Consider the following 20,814-nt stretch of genomic DNA (forward strand, 5'->3'; position numbering starts at 1 on the left):
CTACCAAATAGCTAGAACGAGGATCGAGAGCGGGTAGGCGAGCACGATGCCGAGGATGGCGCCGCCGAAAATGTCGCTCGGATAATGGTGCGCCGTCGCGATGCGCGACCACGCCATCAGGATCAGCAGAGCAACGGCCGAGAGAATCGCGCCGGGCCAGACAAGCACGATCGGCGTCAGCACGCCGGACAGCGTCATCGTATGGCCGCTCGGGAAGGAATGTTCGTCGAGGACGGCGAGCAGGGACTGGAGGCGCGGATCGACCTGATAGGGTCGCGGCCGGCCGATCTTGCGCTTGATGATAGGAAACATCAGGTGCAGCAGCGCGGCATTTAGCGCACCGAGGAATACGACGCGGAACCCCTCGCGACCGAGAGCCGCGAAGATCACCGGCAAAATGATGAGATAAAGCCAGCTATTGCCAAGCTTACTGATCGCGATGGCCGAGTAGCGGCCGATCCTGGGCCGAGCCGAACGCGAAATCAGATGAACCGCAGCGAGATCGGCACTGCGCAATCTTTGGGCCCATGCCATACGAAGTGTGGCCTGTGTCATCGGCGGTCGATCGATTGGTTCTGGCGTCGAAACATTGACCATAACCACTCCGGGCGACCCGATCGGCTATCGTCTGCCTTACCAGACGGGAAGACAATGACCGCCATATGACATTATCGCGGTTCTTCACGCCTTGATTGCATTGCAGCGAGTGCGTCGCAAAATGGCAACAAAATCAAAAGCGCGGCGCCCGAATCTCGCGATTAATTGCGACGGCGGCCGAGTGTCACATGCGATTCACGCCCTGCGGCTGGCGATGCGAGATGAATCTCCCGGTCGCGCCGCTGGCGCATGATTTCGCGCAGCAAATCAGCGACCATATCGGCTTCCGGATCGTCGCTGCGGGGTTGGCGGCTTTTGAGTCCTTGCCGCCAGGATTGATCGGCGACGTCGAGGGCAAAGGCCAGCAATGCATTGGCAATGAAATTTTCCGCGGTCAGCCCCCGATGGACGACAAAGGCGCGAATTTCATCGGCAAAGGCCGGATCGAGCCGATCCAGGACAACAGCGGCCGAGATACTCCCCGAATGCAGCCCCAGGATCAGGTCACGCAACCTCGGCGTGCCGTCCGAAGCGGACGAATCGGCATTGACGAACAGTGTCGCAAGGAGCGGCATCTTCATGCAAATCTCCGGGGCCGGACTTCCGCCCCGAAGTATAGCGTATTTCTTGTCGTCTGTACGAACTCGATCGACGATTCGTACTTTCGACATGGCGGAACGGCCTATCCGAACAATTTCGTCGCGACTTCGGCAACGTGCCGCCCCTGGAAACGGGCGCCGGCCAATTCGTTTTCGCTCGGCGGACGCGAGCCGTCGCCCGCAGCGATGGTCGTCGCGCCATAAGGCGACCCGCCGGTAATCTCGTCGACTCTCATCTGGCCCTGAAAACTGTAGGGCAGGCCGACGATGATTAGTCCGAAGTGCAAAAGATTGATGATGAGCGAGAAGAGCGTGGTTTCCTGACCGCCGTGCTGCGTCCCCGTCGACGAAAAGGCCGCACCGACCTTGCCGTTCAGCGCGCCGCGCGCCCAAAGGCCGCCGGCCTGATCGAGAAAACTTGCCATCTGTGAGGAGAGGCGGCCGAAACGCGTGCCGGTGCCGAGGATGATCGCGTCATAGTCGGCGAGGTCGGCGATCGACGCAACCGGAGCCGCCTGATCGAGCTTGAAATGCGAGGCCTGAGCGATTTCGACCGGCACGGTTTCGGGTACGCGCTTGATATCCACCCTGGCGCCCGTCTCGCGTGCGCCCTCGGCGACGGCCTCGGCCATTTTTTCGATGTGACCGTAGGCGGAATAATAAAGCACCAGAACCTTAGCCATGATTGTCTCGCTGTCTAATAAAGCCGATACGCGGCCGCCATTTCGTGCGGCGGGCACTTTTGCGTTACGCCGCGTCGACTAAAATGACTTCAGCGTCTTCAAGCGCAGTGACGTGGAGCACTTTCTCGCCGAAGACGGCGGCGCCGTCGCGTGCATCGAGCGTCACGTCATTGACTTTGACACTACCCTTGGCTGGGACGAGATAGGCGTGGCGCGTTTCGCCAATCGGGTAATCCGCTGTCTGCCCGGCTTTGAGCGTCGCGCCGACGACGCGCGCATCAGCGCGGATCGGTAAAGCATCCTTGTCGTCGGCAAAGCCGCTTGCCAGAGTCACGAACTGGCCGGCGCGATCGTCCTTCGGAAAGGGCTTGGCGCCCCACGCCGGGCCGAGGCCCTGTTCGCGCGGCATGATCCAGATCTGGAAAATCCGTGTCGTTGCCGGTTCGAGATTGTATTCGGCGTGACGAATGCCGGTGCCGGCGCTCATCACCTGGACATCGCCAGCCTCCGTGCGGCCCTTGTTGCCAAGGTTATCCTGGTGCGTGATCGCGCCCTCGCGGACATAGGTGATGATTTCCATGTCGCGATGCGGGTGCGGCGGGAAGCCGGTCTGCGGCGCGATCGTGTCGTCATTCCAGACGCGCAACGCGCCCCAGCCCATGCGCTTGGCATCGCCATAGTCGCCGAAAGAGAAGTGGTGTTTCGCGTCGAGCCAACCGTGGTTGGCGCCGCCGAGCGAGTCGAAAGGTCTGCGTTCAATCATTGGTTTGATCCTCTTGCGGGTCGGACGTGCCCGCTTGTTGGGATCAATATTGATCCAGACGATCAGATCTGAAATAGAAATGATGGAAATGAACTGTTTCTGGAATTGATATGTCGAAGCTTCCGGATTTCGAGGCCTGGGCGGTCTTCGCCAAAGTGGCGGAGCTTGGGTCCTTCGCACAGGCGGCGTCCGAGCTTGGTCTCTCGAAAGCGACCGTCTCGAAAGCCGTCGGACGGCTTGAGGCGCGGCTTGGGACGACGCTTTTTCATCGTACCTCGCGCCGCATGTCGTTAAGCGAGGCGGGCCGCGCAACGCTCGACCGGGCGAGCCGTATTCTGGCCGAGGGTGAAGCTGTCGAGGCCGAGGCGACGGCGCAATCGGCGGTGCCACGCGGTTTGGTGCGAGTCGCCGCGCCGATGACCTTCGGCATCGTCCATCTTGCGCCGCTGCTGCCGGAATTTTTCAGGCTCTATCCAGACGTCTCGATAGACCTGAATCTGAGTGACCAGATCGTCGACATTGTCAGCGACGGATTCGATCTCGCGTTGCGGATTTCGAGCCTGCCGGATTCAAGTCTGCTCGCCCGCCGGCTTTGCCAAGTGCGCGTTCTGCTCGTCGGTGCGCCGGCCTATTTCGACACGCATGGCCGGCCCGAGCACCCCAAAGATCTCGCCGCACACACGGCGCTCCTCTACAGCTATTCGCGCAGCCGCGACGTCTGGCATTTCAGCCATCCGAAACAGGGCGAATACAGCGTCGCGGTGGCGGGGCCGATCCGCGCCAATAATGCGGATGTTTTGCAGCCATCGCTCTGCGCCGGTGTCGGTCTCGCCCTGCAGCCGGAATTTCTCGTCTGGCGTGATATTGCCGAGGGCCGGCTTGAGGCTGTGCTAAAAGACTGGTCGGCACCGCCGGCGGCCTTGCATCTCGTCACGCCGCCGAGCCCGATGCGCCCGGTGCGTGTGCAAGTCTTGATGGATTTTTTCGCTCAGCGTTTCGCGCGGATGCCCTGGGCACAGGTTTGAGGATCGCCAATGTCGTCAAACGGATTGTCGTCGAATGGATTGATCACCGTTCCAAGCAATTATTCGGTCAAAGAAACGCTAGACCGGCTAGAGGCGGCGCTGAAAGCGGCCGGGATCACAATTTTTGCACGTGTCGATCATGCTGGCGGGGCGGCCTCCGTTGGTCTCGCGTTGCGGCCTACAGAGGTCATTATTTTCGGCAATCCGAAAGGCGGCACGCCACTGATGCAGGCCAATCGGATGGTTGGACTCGATCTGCCCTTGCGCGTTCTGGCTTGGGAGGACGACGCCGGCAATTGCAATCTTGCCTACAACGACATCGATTGGCTCGCAGCGCGCTACGACCTCGGCGTGGCGACAGTGCCGCCGCGCGAAGGTCTGGCGAAAATTCTCGCGAAATTCACAGCCGAAGCAGCGAGCTGATTATTCGTCGTTGCTGGAATTGAGCTTTTCGAGCGGGACAACCTCCGGCGGCGGCAGCAGGCTGACGCCGGATTCATCTTCCGAGAAGATGACGCCCGCACGCTCCAGAGCGCGCTTAAGGTTCGCGGCCGACATTTGCGGCATTTCACGCGCGCCAGTCTCATAATCCAGAAGGCCGGCAAGCGGAATATGCGCTTGTTCTGAAAGACGTTCCTGCGACCAGCCAAGAAGGCCGCGCGCAGCGCGCACTTGAGATGCTGAGATCATGTCCAAATTTTAGTCCCCCGAATTACACGAACTCTATAAGCGAAACGCGCCAAGCGGAGAAAGGTTGCGTTCAATATTGCCTTGCCGGCCAGGAAATCATGTGGTCCGGCGGCAACAGCCCGCTCAGGGCTTGCACGGCGGGTTCAATATTCTCCGGGGTATCAAAAAATTCGATCACCACCGGAAGGCTGGACAAAAAATAAAGCGGGTCGCCGCTCACGACCTCGCCAGTTTGTCCGAAACCGGCGATGCCACGGAAGACCGTCACGCCCTTGACGTGGCGCTCATCATGCAAAATTTTCAGAATTTCCTGCATCAAAGATTCGCGATGGCCCTTGTCCGCCTCGCGGAGATAGGCGCGAACGATCGTGACGTCTTTTGCCATAGTCACACCTCTAGATTGCGCGCGCGGCGAAGACGCCAACAAAGGTCGCCAATAAACCTAACAGCAGCGAAAGGACGACATAAAGTGCGCTGCGTCCCCACGCGCCCTGTTCGGCAAGCAGAAACGTCTCCATCGCGAAGGTCGAGAAGGTGGAAAAGCCGCCGATGAAGCCGGTCAATATGCCAAGCCGGATTGCCGGCGCAACGGCGAACCGTTCGACCATCGCGGTGAAGAGAAAGCCGATGAGCAGGCAGGCGACGATGTTGATCGACAAGGTCGCGTAGGGGAACGCCCGGCCCAGCAGTCCCTGAACCGAATTTGTCATCGTGTAACGCGCCCAGCAGCCGAGAACGCCGCCGATCGCGATCGTCACATAAGCCCACATGCGCGGCCTGCCTTTGTATCAATGGAGAGACGCAGCATTCGGCTGCGCAAAAAGGACTCGGGAACAAGGTTCAGCACACAGATCTCCTGCCGTCGCAACGACGTTTCGCAGGAGTCATCAGCCCCGAGGGCGGTTACACGGCGGAACCCCATCGCCGGGCAGCAAAATGAAAAGCAAACCGCAACTTGTCAACTGGATCGGGTCTGCCGCTTGACCGGCCGCGCGGGAATCGCGCAGATCATTGGAGCGCAATGATCGGGAGGTGCGGGATGCGGATGTGGCATGTGGCGGCTGTGGGCGCCGCGCTCCTATATGCGGGCGTCAATGCGGCGTGGGCGGGCTGCAACGAGCGCCTGGATCGTTATCAAGCCGTGGTGGGCGACGATCATCGCACCGGCAATGTTAATGAATCGGTGTATGTGCAGATCGAACGCGAGTTGTCGCGTGCCACCGCCGCTTGTACCGCGGGCCGCGAGGCCGAGGCTTTGAGCCTGATCCACGAATCAGAAGTGCGGCACGGCTATCATCCCTGAATCACGCTGAGGGCATGGCCGAGGTAGGCCTGCATGAAATCCGGCATGTATGCATTGATGTCGGCGGCGCTGAACACCGGCACGAGCTGCGTCAGTTCCGGCTTTTCCTCGCGCGCAAAGAAGCCTGCCGCGCGGTCCACGAGTTCGGCGGCGGTCAATGGCGAACGCAATTCTTTCATGCAGCAGATCAAGCCGCCGCGATCAATGATCGTCCATCCCGGCGTTGGCGATACATCTTGCGCCGAAAGGCCGGTTTCCTCGGCAAGCTCACGCAGGACGCTGCCTTCGAGGTCCAGGACGCCATCGATGATATCGTGCAGGTCGGGCGTTCCGCCGGGAGAATAGATTTGCCCGGCGTTCGACGTCCACGCGGCCATTTCGCCGAGAAGATACGCGCCGTCGGCCGAACGCAACGCCGCCAACGCGAAAAGATTTCGCGTGTCCCACGGCTGACCGAACGCGCGCCAGGCGAGAAATGTCTTGTATTCGACGACGAAACAGGTGCCCCGGAGGCGCAAGCCAGCAGGCGTTGCATCGCGAATGACATCGGCCGCGAGCAGTACCTTGCCATTATAAAGATGCGGATTGGCCTGCAGGCGCTTTTGCCAATAATCTTCGATTTCGGCGGCGCGATCTGTCGCAAAATCCCACACTCTCGGTCGCAAGCGGACGTCGATGGCGGCGATCTTTTCGATATGCGGCATGCTCAAAGATTGAGCGTCCCATCGGCAACGATCACCGCGGAACCACCGACCGACGCCATGATCAGGCGGCCGTCTTCAACGTCGAGCGAAAGTATAATTTTGCTCGGCCGCCCAAGCGCAACGCCTTGTTCCAGTCGTAGGGCATGATGGCCATCCGGCACATTTTCAAAAGCCATCAGCGCACCGGCAAAAGCGGCCGCTGCCGCACCTGTCGCGGGATCTTCAAGGACCCCAAGCGTGGGCGCAAACATGCGCGTTTCGAAATCGTGCGACGCATCGTCGTCGGGCAGCGCATAGAGATAAGCGTGCGCGACTTCGCTCGGCCCAAACGCCTCGGCGAACAGATCGAGCCGGGGTTGTGCCGCCGCGAGTGCGGCGCAGGACGCGATCGGCACGCATGTGAAGGGCGTACCGGCTGAGAAGATCGCCGGCTGATGGCGGTCGAAGCCGATGTCTTCCGGCGTCAGGCCGAGCGCGGCGGCAATTTTCGCTTTGGGTTGCGCTTCGCCGATCAACACCGGCAGTTTCGGAAGAAAGAAGTCCGCCTGCCTTGCCGAACCGGGACGATGGCGCGCGTGGCAGATCACGTCGCCTACCGGCTCTTCAAGCACGATGCGCACGTCCTCGCTGCGCATCAGCGACGCGGCGCGTAATTCGCCAATGAGCACGGCGGCGCCGATTGTCGGATGACCGGCAAAAGGCAATTCGGCTTTCGGCGTGAAGATGCGCAAGCGCGCGGTGTTGATCGGATCGCGCGGCGGAAAGATGAAGACCGTTTCGGAAAGATTGAACTCGGCAGCGATTTTTTGCATCGTGGCCGCATCGAGACCGTCGCTGTCGATCACTACGGCGAGCTGGTTGCCGGCAAGCGGCCGGTCGGTGAAAACATCAAGCAGATAATAGGGGCGATGCAAATGGTGCTCTCCTGACCCATGTGTTGTGTCGGGCCATCGGCAGCGCGTCTACTGAACTTTGCGCCACGGGTAAAAATTGCTCACGACTTGCTTGCGTGGGCCGTGCAGCATATTATTCTAATCTGGAACGTAGATTGTAGCTATATACAATAAAAGAGCGTGAATTAGCAATCGTGGCGCGCCGGGCGTGCCCACAACCCAGGATAACCATAATGGCCGATGTGGCAACAAAACCAATCGTCGAGGACGTGAGCCTCAAGGATTTGAAAGCAGGGCTTGCGGACGGATCTATCGTCCTTGTCGATGTGCGCGAACCGCATGAATTTGCCGCCGGCCACATTCCGGGTTCGTCGCTGAACCCGCTGCAGAGCTTCGACGCTGATAAACTGCCCTCAGCAGAGCCCGGTAAACGAATTGTGTTTTCCTGTCGTTCGGGCCGCCGCTCGATCACCGCGCTCGGCCTCGCGCAGCAGGCCGGCCGCGACGACATCCGCGCACATTATCCCGGCGGCATTTTGGGCTGGGAAGGCGCCGGCGAGCCGGTCGAAACTTTCGAAGACGAACTTCGGAAGTAATCGGAATCAAAAGGGGCGCCGAAGCGCCCCTTTTTCTTACCTCTCCCTGAGTGCCACCCAATAACGCCGCTTGTCAGAGCGCCGCAGAACGTCGAGGGGCACGGTCGAGCCGATCTTGTCGGCATCGAGCAGACGCACGAGGTCGTCCACGCCCGTCACCGGCGTCCCGGAGACAGCGAGCACGATATCGCCCGTCAACAGCCCCGCCTCGTCGGCCGGGCCGCCTTGCTCGACGGCGGTGATCACGGCGCCCGTCGCCTGTTCAAGACCGAGGCGCAGCGCGATCCGGCGCGGCAGCGGGATCGTGCCGCCGCCGATGCCGAGCGCGGCACGGCGCACGCGGCCGTGGCGAATGAGTTCGCCGACGACGAAACGCGCCGTATTCGCCGCGACGGCGAAACAGATGCCTTGCGCCCCGACGATCATCGCCGTGTTGATACCGATGACCTCGCCGCTGGTCGAGACGAGCGGGCCGCCGGAATTGCCGGGATTCAGCGCTGCGTCGGTCTGGATCACGTCGTCGATCAGACGGCCGGATTTCGAGCGCAGCGAACGGCCGAGCGCCGAGACGATGCCAGCCGTCACGGTCGCATCGAAACCGAGCGGATTGCCGATGGCGATGGCGATCTCGCCGCGCTTCAGCGTTTTGGAATCGCCAAGCGCCGCGAAGGGCAGGGTGGTGTCGGCCTCGACGCGCACGAGCGCGAGATCGGTGTCGGGATCGTCACCGAGCACGCGGGCGGAGAGATTACGTCCGTCGAGCGTGGTGATCTCGGCGCGTTTGCCGCCTTGCACGACATGGCTGTTGGTCAGAATCAGCCCATCGGGCGAAACGATGACGCCCGAGCCCGAGCCGCCGTGCTTGCCGTCGCCGCGGCGGATGTCGATCCGCACGACCGCCGGACCGACGCGCTCCACGACCTCGGAGACCGTGCGCGAATAGGCGTCGAGCAGGACCGCATCGTCGGGCGATGCCATAGGCGGCGCAACGGCCGCAACCGCCTCGGCACTTTCCAGCGTGTCGTCCAGGAGAAATGTGTGGGGATTGTCGAACATTGAAGTCCTTTCGTTGGACATAGATGTAGGTACGCCTTTGTCCTGTAAAAGGCCCCCATCGCCGCCGGCCGCACGGCTTGGATTTCGCCAGCGCCCGGCGCAGACTACGCCACAGCGATTCGCAGGTAGGAGCAGACGATGGCGATGATTCCGCCGCCCGACGGCTTGAGCGCGGAAGATTACGATGCCATCGAAGCGGCGGTTGTCGAGACCGTGCGCGGTCGCTGGTTTCTTGCCGAATATACGCGCCGCAGCCGCGTCGATGAGATGCGGCAGATGCTCGACGGCCTCGCCAAGCTCGAACAGACGGTGCGCGAGCATCACCTCCCGAACGATCCGTCGATCCGCCTTCTCGTTCAGAGGCTGCGCGACGTGTCGCAGACGCTCGAAATTCTCGCCGGGAATATGCGCGCCGACGGGATCGACGAGCATTATTGCCGCGATGTCGAAACGCAGGCACGCGCCGTCGGCGGCCTGTTGCGCGGCGCGCCCGTGCTCAAGTCGGCGCCGCCCGCGCCGGACATCAAGCCGGGTCTCTCGGGGCCACCCGAACACTTGCCGGCGCCAGTGCCGCCAGCCGCGGTCGTCCCATCGCCTGTGGCACCCGTGTCCGCCGCGCCGCACGGTGAACCGGGCGCGTTGACGCGGCTCGACCGGCTTTCGACATCGGAGAAAGTCGCACTCTTCAGTTAAACAAGATTTTCAGCCGGAACTTTGCCGCCGCCGTTAAGTTTTTGGGGCGGCCGCGCAGAGTCGGCATCAATAGAGGGAGGACGCGATGCAACTCTTGCTAGGAATCATCGTCGGGATTTTTCTGACCATCGGCGCCGCCTATGTGATGGATTCGGGTAAGTCGCCGGTGTGCCCCGCGGGCGCTGGTTGCCCGGTCGTAAATTGGGATGAAGCCGGCGCGCGTTTTGCCCATTTCAAGGAAGACGTTGCGGCCGGGCTACACCGTCTGACGGGGCGCTCGTGAGCGTTGCTGGACCGGCGTTCGATATTTCAAACGGAATCGTCTAATATCTGGGACTGATTGAAAGTTCCGGAGGCAGGCGTTGGGCATCGAGGGTCGCGACAAGGCGAAGGCATTGGAGGCGGGCGCGCTTTCTGTCTCCGGTCAGCTCGGCAAGACTGTTCTCCGCTTGCGTAAATCCTTCAATCTTTCGCTCTCCGAGCTTTCCGAACAATCCGGCGTCGCCAAGTCGATCATCAGCCAGATCGAACGCAACGAGACCAATCCGACACTCGCCACCATCTGGCGATTGGCGCAGGCGCTCGATGTGTCGATCGAGGGCATGTTGCAGGTCAGCGAAGACGAACCGTTTCTCGAAAAATCGACGCGCGGCGACACGCCGATCCTGGTGTCCGACGACGGCAAATGCCGGTTGGAAATCTTTGGCTGGATCAAAACCGTCGAATGGCTGCAATGGTACGGCTTTCACGCCGAGGCGGGCGGCGCGCTCGCGTCCGATCCGCATCAGCGCGGCTCGGTCGAATGCCTGTCGGTCACGGATGGCGAGCTTGAGGTCGAAGTCGCGGGGACCGTCGAACATGCCAAGGCCGGCGAGACATTGCGCTATCGCTGCGACCGGCCGCATGTCATTCGCAATCGGACGGGCAAACCGGCGGCGGCGATGATGGTCTGCATCCTCAAAGCTGCGGCGATGGAGTAACTTTAGCTTGTCTTGGCGCGTGAATGCCGGAGCAGGCCGCCGCAATGCGGGCAGGTGAGTTCATCGTCATCCATATGTTTCGGTGTGCGCCGCAGACGCAACTCGTTGATATAGCCAACTGTGATGAGGCCGGAAAACAGCGCCAGCGTGCCGATCCCGATGATTGAAACCACCCCGCCGAGGACGCGTCCCGCAAACGTGACCGGCACCATATCGCCATAGCCGACGGTCGTGACAGTCTCGATCGCCCACCACATCGAGGCCGGAATCGACGAGAAAACGTTCGGTTGAACGTCGCCCTCGATCATGTACATCAGCGCGCCGCTGACGGTCAGCGTGAGGCAGAGGACGAAGATCAGCGCCGCGATGGCGCGTGCCTCTTGGCGCAGCACGGCCCACAGCAAGCCGAAGACGGTCGAATGCCGCGTCAGCTTGATCATCCGCAAAAGCCGTAACAGCCGCAGGACGCGCAGATCGGCGCCGCCAAAAAAGCCGAGCACTGCCGGCAGAACGGCGACCAGATCGATCAGCGGAAAGAAACCGCGCATATATTCAAGGCGACCCCAGATTGGATCGCGGAAACGCCCGTTGCGATAATCGACGGCGGTCCAGACGCGCAAAAGATATTCGGCCACAAAGATTACGGTCGCGACGCGCTCGATCGCCAGAAAGGTGATGGAATAGCGCTGGCTCATCCACGAGACGGATTCGAGGATGACGGCAATGACATTGACGATGATGAGAGTCGCAAGTGCAATATTGAAGACACGCACGGCCAGGGTGCGCGGCGCGTCATCGTCAAAAAGCTCGCTCAGGCGGGCGCGTAATGATTGCTCGCCGTTATCCAACATCCGTCCCGTCCTGACATCGTGGGAACATCGCTAGCTGAGCACTATGAAGCAATTTTGCAGCGCGCGTCATCCCCACAGGGCGGGCGCGGGTGGGTGAACCCACGAGCCGTCATAAACAAGGCCGTCCGGCCGGTCGCGTGCGAGAAGCAGCGGCCCATCGAGGTCGACATATTGCGCGCGTCCGGCAAGCAGCAATGCCGGCGCCATCGCCAGGGACGTCGCGACCATGCAGCCGATCATAATTTCGAAGCCGAGCCGCGCGGCCTCGTCCGTAAGTGCCAATGCTTCGGTGAGGCCGCCTGCCTTGTCGAGTTTGATATTGATTGCATCATAGCGGCCGCGCAGAGCTGCGAGATCGGCGCGGTCGTGCAGGCTTTCGTCGGCGCAAAGTGGAACGGAGTGGGAGATGTCTGCGAGGATGGCGTCGTGCCCTGCGGGGAGCGGCTGTTCGATCAGCGCGATGCCATGCGCCGCGCAAGCGGCGAGATTGGCCGCGAGATTTTCCGGCGACCAGGCCTCGTTGGCATCCGCGATCAGCGCGGCGTCCGGCACGGCGGCGCGAATGGCGGCCAGCCGCTCGGCATCCCCGTCGCCACCGAGTTTGAGTTTCAGCAAGGGGCGTGCGGCGGATTTGGCTGCCCTGGCCATCGCCTTGGGCGTATCGAGCGAGAGCGTATAGGCGGTGATCACCGGGGCCGGCGCCGCGAGGCCGGCGCGTTCGAAGGCGCGTATCCCGCTGCGCTTCGCTTCCAGATCCCAGAACGCGCAATCGAGCGCATTGCGCGCTGCGCCGGCGGCCAAGGCCTTTTGCAAATCGTCGCGTCCGGCACCGGCTTCGATCGCGGAACGCTGGGCTTCGATCTGCGCAACGACACTCTCGGTGCTTTCGCCATAGCGCGCATAGGGGACGCATTCGCCACGGCCGCGGACATCGCCCTCGTTCAAGGTCGCAACGACGACGATAGCTTCCGTCTTGGCGCCGCGCGAGATGACAAATCGGCCGGCGATCGGAAAGCGCTCGACGGCGATGTGCAAGCCGCGCTTGGGCACAATAGTTCAGTTGGCTCCGGCAGCAGCTGCGGCCGGATGATGCCTATGATGCGCGCGCGGTGCGCCAACGTCGCCGTTGGCCTGCGAATCGAAACCGATCTTGATGATGTAATCCTGATCGGAATATTTGCCGGTGACCGGGACGCTCAGCGGGTCAGTCACGATCGTGAAGGGGCCTTCCGTCCCGCCTGCCGGAACGCTGGCAGGGACACGATAGAGTTTGCTCACGGTTGCCGACCCGTCGGCGCGGCTGACGACGGCAACGCGTATCGGGGCGGGGTAGGTGGCTGGCGAACCCAGCGGCCCTAACAGCACGCGGCCTTCGACACCGACTTTCATCTGATATTGATTGCCGACGATCTGGCAGTCGCGCGCGAAATTGATGATCGAGAACTGATAGCGGACATTGGCGTTGGAATGGTCGTCGCCGGGGCCGTAGACGCGGTCCTCGGCCGTGCCGTCCTGAACGCTGATCTCAGGGCATTTGATTGGGGCGAAGGGCTGCGGCTGCGACGGAATCGGCTTGAATTGGACGAGCGCCCATAGATTGCTCATCTTGGTCTGGTTGCTGTCGTCCGTATCGAAACTGCCGACGGTTTTGCTGCAACCGGTGAGAGCGAGCAAGGCGCTGGCGAGAAACACCGTGCCGCCTGCCAGCGCCCGATAGCGCGCTGCCCCAACCGCCGCATTGCCCTGCGCAAGCTCCTGCATGTCCCCCGCTCCGATCCTCTCCGTAACGCGCTGTGCGCACGTAAAATTTACGGCATAAACTTTTCTTGAAAGTCTGCAACTTTCCAGATTCGGGCTGATTGCCGGCGCCACCGTTCTACGGCAACGCGTCGTATCCCTCGCCGAAGCCGTCCAGCGCCAGCGGAATGCCAATGCCTTCTTCCGGGGTCTGGAAGATGATGAAGGTCGCATTATGACCGTTGCGCATCTCGCCGATAAGCTTGTCATCCATAACGACCTCGGCGACGCAGCCTGTCGGCAGGCAGCGGACGAATCCGGCCCGCCCGACATCGATATTGTCGATCTTGAGCCCCAGGCCGGAGGGGAGCAGGACACCCAGTGGCGCAATCACGCGCAAAAGCTTGCTCTTCGCATCCGCCGTCTTGAGGACGATCACGACCAGATTGATGTTTGGCCGATCCTCGGCGGCGACGCTTTGCAACAAAGCGCATTGTTCATGGGCGGCGCCCGGCGGCGTCTCGCAGCGGACTTCCCAATCGCCATGCTTGGCTTTGACAACACCCTGGGCGAGAGCCGCGGGCGCCGCGAAGTTGCTAACAAGGATTGTCAGGAGGCAGAGAAGCAGCACCGAGGCGGCGCGGTGTAATCCCGTCAGGTCGGTCATGCTCTGTTCTCGTGCCATCGGCAAAATCTAGGCGACGCTGCGTCTGCAGAACGTCGCGGCGCCGCTTGTGCCGCAATCGAATCGAGACCGCAGCGCGAACCGGAACGTTTTCATTAGCGGATCATAAAAGGGATGCAAATCCGGCAGGGCTGAGGCGCGGACGGCGCCGAATAAATTCGCCCGGTGCTGTCGCCTACATGTTGCGCCGCCGCATAGGGCGGGCCAAATGCCCAAACTGGCCGTGCCGTGTCAAATTTGCGTAATGGCTTGCGAAAAGTCGAGTTGCGCGAAATAAAGCTTTGTGGTTTTGAACTATTCAACCCACACGCTCGCGCCGCGGGGCCGGTGGCGAGGACTTGCGATAATGGTGGGCAGGGGAGCGACGAAAATTCATGAGCTTTTCGCATAATCCGGGCCTTTGGCTGAAACGTCACGGCGCGCGCGCGCTTCTGGGCGCCTCCTTGCTTTCCCTGCTCTTTGCCGCGCCAGCTCTGGCTGATGGCTATGCGCTCCCCGGGCAAGTGGGGATGCTGCCGCCGGTGACACCGATCGCCGAGGAAATCCACTTCTTCTACAATGGTATTCTGACGCCGATCATTTTCGCGGTCAGCATTTTCGTCGGCGCGCTGCTCCTCTATGTGGTCTACCGCTTCAACGAGAAGGCCAATCCGACGCCATCAGTGCTGACCCACCATACGGGCCTTGAGGTCGCGTGGACGATCGCGCCGGTGCTGATTCTCGTCTTTATCGCGATCCCGTCATTCCGCCTGCTCGATCATGAATTGGTGATCCCGAAGACCGACATGACTGTGAAGGTCACCGGCCATCAATGGTATTGGAGCTATTCCTATCCGAGCGATGGGTTCGATTTCGACTCCTACATCAAGGCGGACAAGGATCTGAAACCGGGCGATTTGCGCCAGCTTGCCGTCGATAACGCCGCCGTGGTGCCGGTCAACAAGACCGTGCTTGTCCAGGTGACAGCGACCGACGTGATTCATTCCTTCACGGTGCCGTCTTTCGGCGTCCGCGTCGACGCCGTGCCTGGGCGGCTGAATCAGACATGGTTCCGCGCCACGCAGGTCGGCACCTATTACGGCCAATGCTCCAAGCTGTGCGGCGAAGATCACGCGTATATGCCGATCGTCTTCCGTGTGGTGAGCGATGCCGATTATGCGGCATGGCTGACGGACGCGAAGAAGAAATTCTCGGCTAATGCTTTGCCGCATTACGCCGATGCGTCGCCGCCAACGGCGAGGAACTAGGCTTTTGCGCCAAAACAGCCAATAATACCGAGGATTCCCGGGGACCAACGATGAGCACGACCGCGACCGCGCATGACGCACATGGCCATCCCACCGGATGGCGGCGTTTCCTTTATTCGACCAATCATAAAGACATCGGCACGCTCTACATTATCTTCGCGATTTGTGCCGGCGTCTTCGGCGCCGCCTTGTCGATTGCGATGCGCGCCGAATTGCAGGAACCGGGCCTCCAGGTCTTCCCGTTTCTGGCACGGATTTTCGACGGCGCCCCGCCGGACATGGCGACCGACTACGCCAAGAACCTCTATAACGTATTTATCACCGCGCACGGACTAACGATGATCTTCTTCGTCGTCATGCCGGCGTTGATTGGCGGCTTCGGCAATTGGTTCGTGCCGCTGATGATCGGCGCGCCGGATATGGCCTTCCCGCGCATGAACAATATTTCGTTCTGGCTGCTGCCGGCCTCCTTCGCGCTCTTTTTCATCTCATTTTTCATGGAAGGCGCGCCGGGCATGAAGGGCTTCGGCGGTGGCTGGGTTCTTTATCCGCCGCTCTCGGAGCAGGGACATCCCGGTCCGGCAATGGATTTCGTCATTCTGTCGATCCATCTTGCCGGCGCTTCGTCGATCCTCGGTGCGATCAATTTCATCACCACGATCTTCAACATGCGCGCCCCGGGCATGACGCTGCACCGGATGCCGCTGTTCGCCTGGTCGGTTCTCGTCACGGCGTTCCTGCTGGTGCTGTCGCTGCCGGTTCTCGCCGGCGCCATCACCATGCTGTTGACCGACCGCAATTTCGGCACCTCCTTCTTCAAGCCGGAAGGCGGCGGTGACCCGATCCTGTTCCAGCATCTCTTCTGGTTCTTCGGCCATCCTGAAGTTTACATCCTGATCCTGCCCGGTTTCGGCATCGTCAGCCATGTGATTTCGACCTTCTCGAAAAAGCCCATCTTCGGCTATCTCGGCATGGCCTATGCCATGGTCGCGATCGGCGTCGTCGGCTTCGTCGTCTGGGCGCACCACATGTACACGGTCGGCCTGTCGCTCGACACGCAACGCTATTTCGTTTTCGCGACGATGGTGATTGCGGTTCCGACCGGCATCAAAGTGTTTTCTTGGATTGCGACGATGTGGGGCGGCTCGATCTCGTTCCGCGTGCCGATGCTGTGGGCGACGGGGTTCATCTTCCTCTTCACCGTCGGCGGCGTGACCGGCGTCGTGCTGGCCAATGCCGGTATCGACCGCTATCTGCACGAGACCTATTACGTCGTGGCGCATTTCCACTACGTTCTGTCGCTCGGCGCGGTCTTCGCAATCTTCGCGGGCTTCTACTACTGGTTCCCGAAGATGAGCGGCTACATGTACGACGAGACGCTCGGCAAGATTCACTTCTGGATGATGTTCATCGGCGTGAACGTCACCTTCTTCCCGCAGCATTTTCTCGGCCTCGCCGGCATGCCGCGCCGCTACATCGATTATCCCGATGCATATCGGCTGTGGAACGAGGTTTCCTCGTTTGGCTCCTATCTCTCGGGCGTCAGCGTCCTCCTCTTCCTCTACATCATCTTCGATGCCTTCGCGAAGAAGCGCCTCGCCGGCGATAATCCATGGGGCGTTGGTGCGACGACGCTCGAATGGACGGTGAGTTCGCCGCCGCCGTTCCACTCCTACGAGGTTCTGCCGCGCATCGTCGGCAGCGATCATTGATCTGAGGCAGGGCGGGAGTTCATCCCGCCCGCCGCATAAGCATCGAGTGAGAATGAGCCTTATCGACGATAACAGCGCATCCGGGTTCGCGGCGATTTCCACCGCCGAGCCGCGCGATTATCTCGCGCTCGTCAAGCCGCGGGTGATGCAGCTTGTCGTCGTGACGGCGCTCGCCGGAATTCTACTCGCGCCGCATCCGGTGAATTTCGTCATCGGATTTGCGTCGCTGCTTTGCATCGCTGTTGGCGCCGGTGCCTCCGGCGCGCTCAACATGTGGTACGACGCCGATATCGACGCGGTGATGCGGCGCACCAGCAAGCGGCCGATCCCGATGGGGCGCATTACGCGGCCCGAGACTCTGGCGTTCGGCCTCATCCTCGCCGGCTTCGCGGTCGGGACTTTGTGCCTCGTCGCCAATCTCCTGGCCGGCGCTTTGCTGGCCTTCACGATCTTCTTCTACATCGTGATCTATACGATATGGCTCAAGCGCTCGACGCCGCAGAACATCGTCATTGGCGGCGCCGCCGGTGCGTTGCCGCCGGTCGTCGGCTACGCAGCCGCGACGGGTCATATCGCCATTGCGCCCCTCGTTCTGTTCGCGCTCATCTTCATGTGGACGCCGCCGCATTTCTGGGCTCTCGCATTGGCCCGCACGACCGATTACGGCAAAGCCGGCGTGCCGATGATGCCCAACATCAAGGGCGCCGACCACACGCGGCTTGAGATCCTGGTCTACAGCGTGATCCTCGCCGGCGTCGGCGTTTTGCCTTACGCGCTCGGCTTCGTGTCGATCGTTTACGGCATCATCGCTCTTGGGCTCGGCATCGAATTCGTCCGCCGCGCGATCCGGGTTTTTCGTGTGCGTGATGGTGAGGTGGCTACCAAGACGGCGATGGGCCTCTTCTGGTTCTCGATCGTCTATCTCTACGTTCTTTTTGCCGAAATCCTGATCGAGCGCGTGATCTTCGTCATCGGGGCAATGCGGTGATGAAGTACGATCTCGATCCGAAGGGCGTGATTCTGACGCCGGAGCAGGCGCGGAGCCGCCGGCTACGCAACATCGCCATCGGTCTCGTCGTTGGCGCGCTTGTTGTGATTTTCTATGCCGTGACAATCGTCAAATTCGGCCCCGGCGTCACCAAGCCGCCGATATAGGATCCGACATGGCGCTTCCTTCACAAGACCCATCACCACGCCGCGCACGAGGCGCGCGTCAGGGTTTTGTCGCCTTTACGGTGTTCGCCGTCGCCATCGGCATGTTGGGCATGTCGTTCGCCGCCGTGCCGCTCTATCGCGCTTTCTGTGCCGCGACCGGCTTCGCCGGCACGACGCAGGTGCGCCATGTTGCCCCGACGGCCGAGGGCAAACGCATCATGACGGTGCATTTCGATGCCAATGTCGGGCGTGGCCTTGCGCTGTCGTTTGCGCCGGAAATCCTGCAGGTGAGCGTGCGAACGGGCCAGACCGCAACAGTGTTCTACAAGGTCACCAATCTCACTGATCACGAGATCGCGGCGCGCGCTGTCTATAATGTTTCGCCCGGCCAGACCGGCGCCTATTTCGACAAGCTCGCCTGCTTCTGTTTCACCGAGCAGCATTTCGGTCCGCATCAAACGGCTGAGATGCCTGTCGTCTTCTTTCTCGACCCCGCGTTGGAAAAAGATGACACGATGAGCGGCATCGATGAGGTGACGCTGTCCTACACGTTCTACCCCGCGCATGACGGACAGCCTTTGGCCCAGGCCACGGGCATCGCGCCACCGCGACTCTGATAACGCATAGATCGAGGAAACGCGGCACGGGACAAGGGAGCCGCAGGGGTGTCAAACCCCGGAGAGACGAGAGGGAACGAAATGTCTGATGCGCATGCCAAGCCCGCCCATCCATATCATCTAGTCGATCCGAGCCCGTGGCCAATCATTGGCGCCTTCGGCGCCTTTCTCATGGCGGTCGGCGCCGTCCTATGGATGAAGTCGATCCCCATCGACGCCGTGAAGCCCGGCGGCTATGTTTTCTTCGCCGGCGTGATTTGCGTGCTGTTCGTCATGGCGAACTGGTGGCTTGACGTCATCAAGGAAGCGCAAACGCCGGGCGTGCATACGCCTGTCGTCTCGCTTGGCCTGCGCTATGGCATGATTCTCTTCATCGCCTCCGAGGTCATGTTCTTCGTCGCTTGGTTCTGGGCGTTCTTCGATGCGGCCCTGTTCCCGAACGAGGCGATCGAATATGCGCGCCAGACTTTCACTGGCGGTCATTGGCCGCCGAAGGGCATCGAATCGATCGACCCCTGGCATCTGCCGCTGCTCAACACGCTGATCCTACTGACCTCCGGCACGACGGTGACGTGGGCGCATCACGCGTTGCTCAACAACGATCGCAAGGGCCTCGTCAACGGCCTCATCCTGACGGTTCTGCTCGGCATTTCCTTCACCTGCGTGCAGGCCTACGAATATGCTCACGCGCCGTTTGCCTTTAAGGGGTCGATCTACGGTTCGACCTTCTTCATGGCGACAGGCTTCCACGGCTTCCACGTCATCATCGGCACGATATTCCTGATCGTCTGCCTCTTGCGTGCGCTTGCCGGCCAGTTCACACCGCAGCGCCATCTCGGCTTCGAATTTGCCGCCTGGTACTGGCATTTCGTTGACGTCGTGTGGCTGTTCCTCTTCTCCTGCATCTATGTGTGGGGATCCTGGGGCGGTCCGTTCGAACATTAAGTTTGCGAAAAGCTTGCGCCCGGCGTCTGCCGGGCGCACAAGGCCGCCATGAGTCATCTCGAAAATAGCGGCCCCGAAACGCGATCCGTCGCCTCGACGGTTTGGGCTGGCATCGCCGGCCATTGCCCCCGCTGCGGTAGTGGCAAAATGTTTTCCAAATTGCTGACTGTCGCGCCGGGCTGCGATGCCTGCGGCCTGAGCTACGGTTTCGCCGATGCCGGCGATGGCCCGGCGGTGTTCGTCATGCTCTTCGCCGGCTTTCTGATTGTCGGCCTCGCTCTGTTGATCGAGGTTCTCTACGAGCCGCCCTATTGGGTCTATTTCGTTATCTTCCTACCGTTGACGATCATCGTCTGCCTCGGGCTTTTGCGGCCGCTGAAGGGTATTCTGCTGGCGCTGCAATATCGCAATAAGGCCGAGCTCGGCCGGCTCGAAAGCTAGACGCGCGATGCCCGCGTCAGCACGCAAGGGCCTCGTCGTCCCTTTGCTCTTTGCCTTTGCCGCGACGGCGCTTCTCGTCGGCCTCGGCGTCTGGCAATTGCATCGCCTCACTTGGAAGGAAGAGCTGATTGCGCGGATCGCGGCACGCAGTGCGGCAGCGCCGCAAGAGCTGCCTGATCCCGCGAGCTGGCCGCGTCTCAAGCCGGAAGATTACGAATATCAGCACGTCGCGCTTCGCGGCCATTTCGACAATGCCAAGGAAGTGCTGGTGTTTGATACCAGTGGTCCCGGTGACGTGGGGCCCGGCTATCTTGTCCTGACGCCCTTGGTTCTTGCCTCCGGCGATCAGGTGATCGTCAATCGCGGTTTTGTGCCGGCGGCGCTGGCCGCGAAAAGTGCGCGCCCCAAAACCGAGATAGAAGGTGACGTCACCGTCACCGGGCTCATGCGTCCACCGCAGTCGCGCAATTTTTTCACGCCCGCCGACGATCCCGCGAAGGGGCTCTACTTTACGCGCGATCCTTTGGCGATCGCGGCGCATTCCGGCCTTACGCATGCAGCGCGGTTCGTTGTCGATGAGGACAAGACCGCGATTGCCGGAGGCTGGCCAGCCGGCAGCCTGAATGGCGTCAATATTCCGAACAACCACTTCGAATACGCCTTGACCTGGTTCGGCATCGCGGGTGGCCTGTGGATTGTCGTGGGCGGTTATCTTTTGCGGACATGGCGCGAAAGGCGCGCAGAAGCAAAAGGTTAAGCGTGAGCTTGGCAATCAAGGCCAACGCCGCAAAAATCCCCGCAGCCGCGGTTTTGTGCTAAACCACCCCGGAATCGCGACAACC

General features: G+C 61.2%; 29 protein-coding genes and 1 riboswitch. Of the genes, 15 read left to right on the forward strand and 14 right to left on the reverse strand.

Translation table 11 applies throughout. The features are described from left to right. The 4 genes from WDN02_RS09710 to WDN02_RS09725 form a co-directional block, all read right to left on the reverse strand. Entirely contained in the window at window positions 1–597 is a 597-nt protein-coding gene (locus WDN02_RS09710; protein WP_337293298.1) for a phosphatase PAP2 family protein, read from the reverse strand. Window positions 598–758: 161 nt separating this feature from the next. Next, window positions 759–1,178: a hypothetical protein gene (locus tag WDN02_RS09715; protein ID WP_337293299.1), complete on the reverse strand. Its 420-nt coding sequence runs from the start codon at window positions 1,176–1,178 to the stop codon at window positions 759–761. Window positions 1,179–1,279: 101 nt separating this feature from the next. Continuing rightward, window positions 1,280–1,879, reverse strand: coding sequence for an NAD(P)H:quinone oxidoreductase (gene wrbA / locus WDN02_RS09720; RefSeq protein ID WP_337293300.1), 600 nt, complete (start codon window positions 1,877–1,879; stop codon window positions 1,280–1,282). Between the two features lie 64 nt (window positions 1,880–1,943). Beyond that, entirely contained in the window at window positions 1,944–2,642 is a 699-nt protein-coding gene (locus WDN02_RS09725) for a pirin family protein (RefSeq protein ID WP_337293301.1), read from the reverse strand. A gap of 110 nt (window positions 2,643–2,752) precedes the next feature. Between WDN02_RS09725 and WDN02_RS09730 the strand changes: the two genes are divergently transcribed. Both WDN02_RS09730 and WDN02_RS09735 read left to right on the forward strand, forming a co-directional pair. Then, entirely contained in the window at window positions 2,753–3,667 is a 915-nt protein-coding gene (locus WDN02_RS09730; protein WP_337293302.1) for a LysR family transcriptional regulator, read from the forward strand. A gap of 9 nt (window positions 3,668–3,676) precedes the next feature. Further along, the gene (locus WDN02_RS09735; protein WP_337293303.1) at window positions 3,677–4,090 is read left to right on the forward strand and encodes a DUF302 domain-containing protein; all 414 of its coding nucleotides are present in this window, start codon (window positions 3,677–3,679) and stop codon (window positions 4,088–4,090) included. On the opposite strand, the gene WDN02_RS09740 is transcribed toward WDN02_RS09735, so the two are convergent. The 3 genes from WDN02_RS09740 to crcB form a co-directional block, all read right to left on the reverse strand. After that, the gene (locus WDN02_RS09740) at window positions 4,091–4,357 is read right to left on the reverse strand and encodes a transcriptional regulator (RefSeq protein WP_337293304.1); all 267 of its coding nucleotides are present in this window, start codon (window positions 4,355–4,357) and stop codon (window positions 4,091–4,093) included. Window positions 4,358–4,427: 70 nt separating this feature from the next. Beyond that, window positions 4,428–4,742, reverse strand: coding sequence for a DUF190 domain-containing protein (locus WDN02_RS09745; protein WP_337293305.1), 315 nt, complete (start codon window positions 4,740–4,742; stop codon window positions 4,428–4,430). A 10-nt stretch (window positions 4,743–4,752) separates the two neighbouring features. After that, the gene (gene crcB, locus WDN02_RS09750; protein ID WP_337293306.1) at window positions 4,753–5,127 is read right to left on the reverse strand and encodes a fluoride efflux transporter CrcB; all 375 of its coding nucleotides are present in this window, start codon (window positions 5,125–5,127) and stop codon (window positions 4,753–4,755) included. A 101-nt stretch (window positions 5,128–5,228) separates the two neighbouring features. Next, window positions 5,229–5,292: riboswitch (Fluoride riboswitch) on the reverse strand. Between the two features lie 104 nt (window positions 5,293–5,396). On the opposite strand from crcB, the gene WDN02_RS09755 reads away from it, so the two are divergent. Then, the gene (locus WDN02_RS09755) at window positions 5,397–5,660 is read left to right on the forward strand and encodes a hypothetical protein (protein WP_337293307.1); all 264 of its coding nucleotides are present in this window, start codon (window positions 5,397–5,399) and stop codon (window positions 5,658–5,660) included. On the opposite strand, the gene WDN02_RS09760 is transcribed toward WDN02_RS09755, so the two are convergent. Both WDN02_RS09760 and WDN02_RS09765 read right to left on the reverse strand, forming a co-directional pair. Beyond that, entirely contained in the window at window positions 5,651–6,364 is a 714-nt protein-coding gene (locus WDN02_RS09760) for an NUDIX hydrolase (RefSeq protein WP_337293308.1), read from the reverse strand. The genes WDN02_RS09755 and WDN02_RS09760 overlap by 10 nt on opposite strands. Before the next feature lie 2 nt (window positions 6,365–6,366). Further along, entirely contained in the window at window positions 6,367–7,278 is a 912-nt protein-coding gene (locus WDN02_RS09765) for a PhzF family phenazine biosynthesis protein (protein WP_337293309.1), read from the reverse strand. 212 nt (window positions 7,279–7,490) lie between these two features. Between WDN02_RS09765 and WDN02_RS09770 the strand changes: the two genes are divergently transcribed. Continuing rightward, entirely contained in the window at window positions 7,491–7,853 is a 363-nt protein-coding gene (locus WDN02_RS09770) for a rhodanese-like domain-containing protein (protein WP_337293310.1), read from the forward strand. A 36-nt stretch (window positions 7,854–7,889) separates the two neighbouring features. Here WDN02_RS09770 and WDN02_RS09775 read toward each other — a convergent pair whose 3' ends face one another. Continuing rightward, window positions 7,890–8,831 (reverse strand): trypsin-like peptidase domain-containing protein, encoded by a 942-nt coding sequence (locus WDN02_RS09775; protein WP_337294909.1) that lies wholly within the window; start codon window positions 8,829–8,831, stop codon window positions 7,890–7,892. Between the two features lie 216 nt (window positions 8,832–9,047). Between WDN02_RS09775 and WDN02_RS09780 the strand changes: the two genes are divergently transcribed. The 3 genes from WDN02_RS09780 to WDN02_RS09790 all read left to right on the forward strand — a co-directional run bounded on the left by WDN02_RS09780 (window position 9,048) and on the right by WDN02_RS09790 (window position 10,582). Continuing rightward, complete coding sequence (locus tag WDN02_RS09780) at window positions 9,048–9,602, forward strand: hypothetical protein (RefSeq protein ID WP_337293311.1); 555 nt, start codon at window positions 9,048–9,050, stop codon at window positions 9,600–9,602. A gap of 85 nt (window positions 9,603–9,687) precedes the next feature. After that, a complete protein-coding gene (locus WDN02_RS09785) occupies window positions 9,688–9,885 on the forward strand; it encodes a hypothetical protein (RefSeq protein WP_337293312.1) in 198 nt (65 codons plus the stop codon). 79 nt (window positions 9,886–9,964) lie between these two features. Continuing rightward, a complete protein-coding gene (locus WDN02_RS09790) occupies window positions 9,965–10,582 on the forward strand; it encodes an XRE family transcriptional regulator (RefSeq protein WP_337293313.1) in 618 nt (205 codons plus the stop codon). A 2-nt stretch (window positions 10,583–10,584) separates the two neighbouring features. Here the strand turns inward: WDN02_RS09790 and WDN02_RS09795 are convergent, their stop codons facing one another. From WDN02_RS09795 to WDN02_RS09810, 4 genes are all read right to left on the reverse strand, one after another. After that, window positions 10,585–11,433, reverse strand: coding sequence for an ion transporter (locus WDN02_RS09795; protein ID WP_337293314.1), 849 nt, complete (start codon window positions 11,431–11,433; stop codon window positions 10,585–10,587). A 66-nt stretch (window positions 11,434–11,499) separates the two neighbouring features. Beyond that, window positions 11,500–12,483 (reverse strand): N-acetyl-D-Glu racemase DgcA, encoded by a 984-nt coding sequence (gene dgcA, locus WDN02_RS09800; RefSeq protein ID WP_337293315.1) that lies wholly within the window; start codon window positions 12,481–12,483, stop codon window positions 11,500–11,502. 6 nt (window positions 12,484–12,489) lie between these two features. Then, complete coding sequence (locus WDN02_RS09805; protein ID WP_337293316.1) at window positions 12,490–13,194, reverse strand: hypothetical protein; 705 nt, start codon at window positions 13,192–13,194, stop codon at window positions 12,490–12,492. A 115-nt stretch (window positions 13,195–13,309) separates the two neighbouring features. Further along, window positions 13,310–13,837: an invasion associated locus B family protein gene (locus WDN02_RS09810; RefSeq protein WP_337293317.1), complete on the reverse strand. Its 528-nt coding sequence runs from the start codon at window positions 13,835–13,837 to the stop codon at window positions 13,310–13,312. A 392-nt stretch (window positions 13,838–14,229) separates the two neighbouring features. Between WDN02_RS09810 and coxB the strand changes: the two genes are divergently transcribed. The 8 genes from coxB to WDN02_RS09850 all read left to right on the forward strand — a co-directional run bounded on the left by coxB (window position 14,230) and on the right by WDN02_RS09850 (window position 20,729). Beyond that, window positions 14,230–15,102 carry a cytochrome c oxidase subunit II gene (gene coxB, locus WDN02_RS09815; protein WP_337293318.1) on the forward strand — a complete coding sequence of 291 codons (873 nt, stop codon included), beginning with the start codon at window positions 14,230–14,232 and terminating at the stop codon, window positions 15,100–15,102. Between the two features lie 50 nt (window positions 15,103–15,152). Then, window positions 15,153–16,814 carry a cytochrome c oxidase subunit I gene (gene ctaD / locus WDN02_RS09820; RefSeq protein WP_337293319.1) on the forward strand — a complete coding sequence of 554 codons (1,662 nt, stop codon included), beginning with the start codon at window positions 15,153–15,155 and terminating at the stop codon, window positions 16,812–16,814. A 52-nt stretch (window positions 16,815–16,866) separates the two neighbouring features. Then, window positions 16,867–17,802, forward strand: coding sequence for a heme o synthase (locus tag WDN02_RS09825; protein ID WP_337293320.1), 936 nt, complete (start codon window positions 16,867–16,869; stop codon window positions 17,800–17,802). Next, window positions 17,799–17,969, forward strand: coding sequence for a hypothetical protein (locus WDN02_RS09830; RefSeq protein ID WP_337294992.1), 171 nt, complete (start codon window positions 17,799–17,801; stop codon window positions 17,967–17,969). Before WDN02_RS09825 ends, WDN02_RS09830 begins: the two co-directional genes overlap by 4 nt. Window positions 17,970–17,977: 8 nt before the next feature. Beyond that, window positions 17,978–18,586 (forward strand): cytochrome c oxidase assembly protein, encoded by a 609-nt coding sequence (locus tag WDN02_RS09835; RefSeq protein ID WP_337293321.1) that lies wholly within the window; start codon window positions 17,978–17,980, stop codon window positions 18,584–18,586. Window positions 18,587–18,667: 81 nt separating this feature from the next. Further along, window positions 18,668–19,531, forward strand: a complete 864-nt coding sequence (locus WDN02_RS09840) for a cytochrome c oxidase subunit 3 (protein WP_337293322.1) — start codon at window positions 18,668–18,670, stop codon at window positions 19,529–19,531. A gap of 48 nt (window positions 19,532–19,579) precedes the next feature. Then, a complete protein-coding gene (locus WDN02_RS09845; RefSeq protein WP_337293323.1) occupies window positions 19,580–19,972 on the forward strand; it encodes a DUF983 domain-containing protein in 393 nt (130 codons plus the stop codon). 7 nt (window positions 19,973–19,979) lie between these two features. Beyond that, window positions 19,980–20,729, forward strand: coding sequence for an SURF1 family protein (locus tag WDN02_RS09850; RefSeq protein ID WP_337293324.1), 750 nt, complete (start codon window positions 19,980–19,982; stop codon window positions 20,727–20,729). Window positions 20,730–20,814: the final 85 nt, after the last annotated feature.

This window comes from Methylovirgula sp. (assembly GCF_037200945.1).
Classification (GTDB): Bacteria; Pseudomonadota; Alphaproteobacteria; order Rhizobiales; family Beijerinckiaceae; genus Methylovirgula.